Consider the following 6,494-nt stretch of genomic DNA (forward strand, 5'->3'; position numbering starts at 1 on the left):
CCGGCTGCCGCGCGGGCAAGCCGACGGCCTGATCGTTCGGCGCGACCATCCGTCGCGCCGACGACAGTTACTGTCGCTTTGTCGTCACAAGCTGTCGCCCCACTGTAAATTTTGCGGTAAGGCCGGTAGAATCACCGGCTTTCCGTACAACCCCGTGGAGTGATGGCATGGCGGACGTAAAAAAGGTCGTACTGGCGTATTCCGGCGGCCTTGATACTTCGGTGATTCTCAAGTGGCTGCAAGATACCTACAACTGTGAAGTGGTGACGTTCACCGCCGATCTGGGGCAGGGCGAGGAGGTCGAACCGCCCGCGCCAAGGCTCAGGCCATGGGTGTCAAAGAGATCTACATCGATGACCTGCGCGAAGAATTCGTCCGCGATTTCGTGTTCCCGATGTTCCGCGCCAACACCGTTTACGAAGGTGAGTACCTGTTGGGTACCTCCATTGCGCGCCCGCTGATTGCCAAGCGCCTGATCGAGATCGCCAATGAAACCGGTGCCGATGCCATTTCCCATGGCGCTACCGGCAAGGGCAACGACCAGGTGCGTTTCGAGCTGGGCGCCTACGCGCTCAAGCCGGGCGTCAAGGTCATCGCGCCATGGCGCGAGTGGGACCTGCTGTCGCGCGAGAAGCTGATGGACTACGCCGAGAAGCACGGTATCCCGATCGAGCGCCACGGCAAGAAGAAGTCGCCGTACTCGATGGACGCCAACCTGCTGCATATCTCCTATGAAGGCGGTGTTCTGGAAGATACCTGGACCGAGCACGAAGAAGACATGTGGCGCTGGACCAAGTCGCCAGAGGCCGCGCCAGACGTTGCGACCTACCTGGAACTGACTTACCGCAACGGTGACGTGGTTGCGCTGGACGGTGTCGAGATGACCCCGGCCACCGTGCTGGCCACCCTCAACCGCATTGGCGGCGAGAACGGTATCGGCCGTCTGGACATCGTCGAGAACCGCTATGTAGGCATGAAGTCCCGTGGTTGCTACGAAACCCCGGGCGGCACCATCATGCTGCGCGCGCACCGTGCGATCGAATCGATCACCCTGGACCGCGAAGTGGCTCACCTCAAAGACGAGCTGATGGCCAAGTACGCCAGCCTGATCTACACCGGCTACTGGTGGAGCCCTGAGCGTCTGATGCTGCAACAGATGATCGACGCCTCGCAGGCCAACGTGAACGGTGTGGTTCGCCTGAAGCTGTACAAGGGCAACGTGATCGTGACCGGTCGCCAGTCAGACGACTCGCTGTTCGACGCCAACATCGCCACCTTCGAAGAAGATGGCGGCGCTTACAACCAGGCCGACGCAGCTGGCTTCATCAAGCTCAATGCACTGCGCCTGCGCATTGCCGCCAACAAGGGCCGTTCACTGGTGTGAAGCTGCTCCTGAGCGCACAGACCCCGGCCTGATGGCCGGGGTTTTTTTTGCCTTCAGTTTTGTTTCGGCGCCGACGGGATGGTGCCTGTTGTCAGGGTGGTCTGGGTGCCCGTGTCCAGGTTCTGCAACACCAGATTGCCCGGCGCAGTGTTGTGCGTGATGACATGACGCACCAGATGATCGATCAGTTGTGTGGCGTGTGCGCCGCTCACGGTGATGGTTGACGCAAGGGGCGGATCCGCAGGGCGTGCATCGGGCAGGCGCGCTGCCAGAGGCGCACTGACTTCACGTTGATCGTCATGGGCGAAAAGTTTGAGTTCTTCCACGGCGCCGTTATTACTGTCCTGATTTTCCTGAAGATAAAGACTTTTGGTGTTGAAGTTCAATGTGAGGAAAAACAGTATCGTCAGAAAGGGCGGGAACCCGACCAGAAACCAGGTGTAGATACTTTGGCTGTCTTCGCCGAGAAACGGCAATGAGGCCAGGGCCGAGGCCTCGATGATGCCGGCAAAGATGGCAATGATGGTCAGCGGGCTTTTCGGTTCGGCGTTGCTCATATGCGTGCCTTCTACTCGGCGGGAGCTTGTGCGGCGTAGGGGGGGGCGGGTTCGCCCGCCAACTGTTTTCGCTCACTATGCCAGGCCGCTGCGGCGCTGTTCAGGGGGTGATGGATCATGCAGGGGAACTGTTTCGGCACGCGTGCAATGGGCTGACATCAACGGTGTGGGATACAGACTTGTACAGCGCCAATAATCCGGATATTTCCTTCATTAAAGGGCGTGTTGTCATATAGTCCGTGCCAGGGGGTAATGTTAGTGTTTGTTGGAGTGCCTGGCCCGCTTATATAGCCGTTAGATGTTTCGAGCGCATGAAAACTACCGGGAAGTTTTGTAGGAATAATCTTCTATTTGTGTAGGTTGTGTCTTGGCTTGCAACTGTGCAAGGACGCTGCAATGCACTAGGCCAGTTGACTAGGCTATTGTGCGGGCTCAAAAAATCGAACAGCGAAAATTGGATTTTGCCCATGAATAAAGTGCTGATCGTGGATGATCATCCGGTCATTCGCCTGGCTGTACGCATGCTGATGGAACGGCATGGCTATGAAGTCGTGGCGGAGACCGACAATGGCGTGGATGCGCTGCAGTTGGCCAAGGAACACTTGCCCGATATCGTGATTCTGGATATCGGCATGCCCAAGCTCGATGGGCTGGAGGTCATCGCTCGATTGACCGCCAACGGTATCATTCTGAAGGTGCTGGTGCTGACCTCCCAGGCTGCCGGGCATTTCTCCATGCGGTGCATGCAGGCGGGCGCGGCCGGTTATGTGTGCAAGCAGCAGGACCTGACCGAATTGCTCAGTGCAATAAAGGCGGTGCTGTCCGGATACAGCTACTTTCCCAACCAGGCCTTGCACTCGGTGCGCTCCAACCTCGGCGGCTCCAGTGAAGCCGATATGGTCGAACGTCTGTCGGGTCGCGAAATGATGGTGCTGCAGCAGTTGGCCCGCGGCAAGACCAACAAGGAAATTGCCGATGGCATGTTCCTCAGCAACAAGACCGTCAGCACCTACAAAACCCGCTTGCTGCTCAAGCTCAATGCCCGTTCGCTGGTGGACCTGATCGAACTGGCTCAACGCAATGGCTTGGTCTAGGCAAACCTCAAGCCGCTGAGCCTCCGTGGTGGAGGCTCGCCTGCCGGCGGCATCCACGAGCGATCAAAGGTCGAAGTCGTAGTCGGCCAGTTGTTTCTGCAAGCGCCGCTCTTCCAGCATGTTGTCGATGGTGCGACGTTTGCTGAGGTTGGTTTTGGCCACTTCGGGCTGCACCTCGGTTTCCTGGTCTTCGGTCTGGTCGGGCTCGACGTCGATATCCAGCTCTTCGTTATCGGTGCTCATAAGTCACTCCACGCCAAGAGGGCTATTGGCGCACCTTATAACGACATTTTCAAAGTCGGTAAAAAAGATTTTTTCAATCGGCTTTGGGGGTTTTCACTATTTGCTCAATCGTCAGAGGTTTTCTGCGGGTACTCGCACAGGTCCTCGATGCGGCAACTTCCACAGCGTGGTTTGCGCGCCTGGCAGACATACCGCCCGTGCAGGATCAGCCAGTGGTGGGCGTCGAGCAGGTAGTCCTTGGGCACAAATTTCATCAGCGCCTTCTCCACCTCCAGCACGCTCTTGCCTGGCGCGATTCGCGTACGGTTGCTGACCCGGAAAATATGCGTGTCCACGGCCATGGTCGGTTGGCGGAAAGCGGTGTTGAGTACCACATTGGCCGTCTTGCGCCCGACGCCAGGCAGGGCCTCGAGTGCTTCGCGGGTTTGCGGTACCTGCCCGTCGTGTCGCTCGACCAGCAGGCGACAGGTCTCGATCACATTCTTGGCCTTGCTGTTGTACAGGCCGATGGTCTTGATGTAGCTCGACAGCCCTTCGACGCCCAGCTGGTAAATCGCCTGGGGTGTATTGGCCACAGGGTACAGGCGGGCCGTAGCCTTGTTGACCCCCACGTCGGTCGATTGGGCCGACAGGATCACCGCAATCAGCAGCTCGAACGGAGTGGTGTAGGCCAGTTCGGTTTTCGGGTCCGGGTTGTCTTCGTGCAGCCTGCGAAAGATTTCCAGGCGTTTGGCAGCATTCATGGGTTCAGAGGCTTCCTTGACGGCGAGTGGGGGCGGGCTTGCGCTGTACCCGATTGAAAAGGGCCAGGGCCAGCCCCAGCAGGATCAGTGCGCCAGGTGCCAGTTGAGCCAGTTGCAGGCCGCCACTGGCCAGCAGTTCGCGGCACAACCCCAGCAATATCTGCAACGCGCCGAGCGCGCCCAGCAACAGCATGGCGGGGCGCCAGCCCTGGTCGCGCCCCAGCGCATGCTCAAACAGCACGCATTGCAGCGCAATCAGCGCCGGGTAGATGCCCAGGGCAGTGTACGGCTCCAGTGCCCAGGCACGCAGGCTGAGCTCCAGGCAGGTCACCAGGGTGGCGGCCAGCAGCAGGCTGGCCAATTCCAGGCCGAGACCATGCAGTGCATGGCGCAGCGGCGTCATGCACAGGCGATGCAGGCTCAGGCCCAACACGCTCAGGGCGGCCATTGCAGCCGCCTGCTGCAGGCTCTGGCTGGCCCCTAGCAGGGGCGCCAGGCTCACACTCAACAGCACGCGGTTATTCATCGCCAGTGCCTGTCAGCAGGTAAGGCGCATGGGCGTCGAAGTAGCGTAGTGCATCCTGTACGGCCTGGATCACTGCGCGCGAAGTCACGCTGGCGCCGGCCAACTGATCGAACTGGCCATTGTCGCGCTTGAGTGCCCAGGCCGCATCGGAGGTGTCGCTGGAGGCGCGGCCGACGAACTGCTGCAGCCAGCTGTTGCCGGGCTCGACCAGTTTGCCGCCCAAACCGGGGGTTTCCTGTTGCCGCAGTATGCGGGTGGCCAGCAGGCGGCCATTGCGGTCGATCGCAACCAGCAACTGCAGCGGGCCCGCGTAGCCTTGCGTCTGGCTGTGCAGCACCACGGCGCTGGCGTGGCCCTGCAGGGTCGCACGGTAACCACCGAGCAGAGTGCTGTGGGCCAGCACAGGAGCGCGCAGGAGGATCGGCTGTTGCAACGGCTGGTTGTCGTAGCGCTCGCTCGGCAATACGCTCAGCCAGGTCCTGGCCTTGAGCTGCTGTTCGGCCTGGCCGATGCGGCTGGCATTGAGCTGGTGCCAGCCGATTGCCGCGCCCAGCGCCACGCATGCCAGCAGCAATAGCCCCAGCACGCTGCGCAGCGATGTACTGTTCATGCCGGCTCCGTATGGCGCCGGGCGGCCCAGCGTTCGAGTGCCGGCACCCCAAGGTTCATCAGCAGTACGGCAAAGGCCGTACCGTCCGGGTAGTTGCCCCAGGTACGGATCAGGTAGATCAGCACGCCGACCCCGGCCCCGAACAGCAGGCGTGCGCTGGCGCTCCTGGGGCCGCTGACCGGTTCGGTGACAATGAAGAAGGCGGCGAACAGCGTCGAGCCTGCCAGCAGGTGAAACACTGGCGAGCCGTTCGAGTCCGAGCCGGTGCCGTTCCAGCACACCAGGCTGATCAACAACAGTGCCCCCAACAGGGCGACGGGGGCGTGCCAGCTGAACACCTTGCGCTGCAGCAACAGCAACCCGCCGCCGAGAAAAGCCAGGCTGGCCCATTCACTGCCCTGGCCGGCGAACTGGCCAAACGCCGGGTGGTGGCTGAACAGTTCGTCGACGGTCAGGCTGCGGTTGTTGCGCAGTACGTCGAGTACGGTGGCCTGGGACCAGGCATCAACGCTGGCGCCGGCACCGAACACCGCCTGCAGGCTGGCGCCCAGGCCCAGCGGTTGCGCTGCAGGCCACTGCGTCATCTGGGTGGGGAACGCAATCAATACCACCGCGTAACCGAGCATGGCCGGGTTGAACGGGTTCTTGCCTACGCCGCCATACAGGTGTTTGCCCAGGGCCATGGCACTGGCGCTGGCCAGCACCGGTACCCATGCGCTCAAGTAGGCTGGCAGGGCGATGGCCAGCAGCGTGGCGCTGAGCAGTGCACTGCCGTCACTCAGCGCAGCAGCCACCGGGCGTCGCTGCAGGCGCAATAGCAATGCCTCGCTGGCCAGCGCTGTGCTGGTGGTCAACAACAGCGTGATCAGCAGGCCCCAGCCGTGCAACCACAGCAGTGTCAGCAAGCCGGGCAGGCAGGCCAGCAACACCAGGCGCATGCTGGCGCGCAGGCGCTCGCCGGGATCAGGCGCGGTCATCATCACGTACCGCTTGCAGTGACGCCAGCTCGTCCTGGGCCTGCTGCTGTGCCTGCACAAGCGCGGCCAGCTGTAGTTGCTGAGCCGCATTCGGCGTATCGCCGAACGCGCAACGCGCCTTGTTGAGTTGGGCGCGGCTCATGGCGGCGGCAATCTTGGCTTTTTTCAGGGCCGCGTCTGCGGCGGCGGCTTTTTGTGCCTGCACGCGGGCGATGGCGGCCTGGATCGGGTCGTCACCGGGGGCACGCGTGCTGGTGCTTGCGGGCGCGCGCTGGCTGCGTGCCTGGCGCTCGGCCTGTTTACGCGCTTCTTCGCGTTGCAGCCTGCTGGCGCGCAGCTCGAAGCGGCGCCGCGCGTGCT

General features: G+C 61.7%; 7 protein-coding genes and 2 pseudogenes. 2 read left to right on the plus strand and 7 right to left on the minus strand.

What is annotated here, in order from left to right:
* Positions 1–167: 167 nt before the first annotated feature.
* Positions 168–1,384: pseudogene (locus G3436_RS21225) on the plus strand (argininosuccinate synthase).
* Positions 1,385–1,437: 53 nt separating this feature from the next.
* Here the strand turns inward: G3436_RS21225 and G3436_RS27905 are convergent.
* A complete protein-coding gene (locus tag G3436_RS27905; protein WP_243667248.1) occupies positions 1,438–1,941 on the minus strand; it encodes a hypothetical protein in 504 nt (167 codons plus the stop codon).
* 467 nt (positions 1,942–2,408) lie between these two features.
* Here G3436_RS27905 and G3436_RS21235 point away from each other — a divergent pair, with 467 nt between their 5' ends.
* Positions 2,409–3,035 (plus strand): response regulator transcription factor, encoded by a 627-nt coding sequence (locus G3436_RS21235; protein ID WP_163949129.1) that lies wholly within the window; start codon positions 2,409–2,411, stop codon positions 3,033–3,035.
* Between the two features lie 63 nt (positions 3,036–3,098).
* Here the strand turns inward: G3436_RS21235 and G3436_RS21240 are convergent, their stop codons facing one another.
* The 6 genes and pseudogenes from G3436_RS21240 to G3436_RS21265 form a co-directional block, all read right to left on the minus strand.
* Positions 3,099–3,278, minus strand: coding sequence for a PA3496 family putative envelope integrity protein (locus G3436_RS21240; RefSeq protein WP_163949131.1), 180 nt, complete (start codon positions 3,276–3,278; stop codon positions 3,099–3,101).
* Between the two features lie 104 nt (positions 3,279–3,382).
* Positions 3,383–4,021: an endonuclease III gene (gene nth, locus G3436_RS21245; protein WP_163949132.1), complete on the minus strand. Its 639-nt coding sequence runs from the start codon at positions 4,019–4,021 to the stop codon at positions 3,383–3,385.
* Positions 4,022–4,025: 4 nt separating this feature from the next.
* Positions 4,026–4,547, minus strand: a complete 522-nt coding sequence (locus G3436_RS21250) for an Rnf-Nqr domain containing protein (RefSeq protein ID WP_163949134.1) — start codon at positions 4,545–4,547, stop codon at positions 4,026–4,028.
* Entirely contained in the window at positions 4,540–5,157 is a 618-nt protein-coding gene (locus G3436_RS21255) for an RnfABCDGE type electron transport complex subunit G (RefSeq protein WP_163949136.1), read from the minus strand. The genes G3436_RS21250 and G3436_RS21255 overlap by 8 nt, the downstream gene beginning before the upstream one ends.
* Positions 5,154–6,137: an RnfABCDGE type electron transport complex subunit D gene (locus tag G3436_RS21260; RefSeq protein WP_420801236.1), complete on the minus strand. Its 984-nt coding sequence runs from the start codon at positions 6,135–6,137 to the stop codon at positions 5,154–5,156. The genes G3436_RS21255 and G3436_RS21260 overlap by 4 nt, the downstream gene beginning before the upstream one ends.
* Positions 6,121–6,494: pseudogene (locus G3436_RS21265) on the minus strand ((4Fe-4S)-binding protein); the annotation flags it as partial. The pseudogene G3436_RS21265 and the gene G3436_RS21260, both read right to left, overlap by 17 nt.

The organism is Pseudomonas brassicae (assembly GCF_010671725.1).
In the GTDB taxonomy this organism is placed as follows: Bacteria; Pseudomonadota; Gammaproteobacteria; order Pseudomonadales; family Pseudomonadaceae; genus Aquipseudomonas; species Aquipseudomonas brassicae.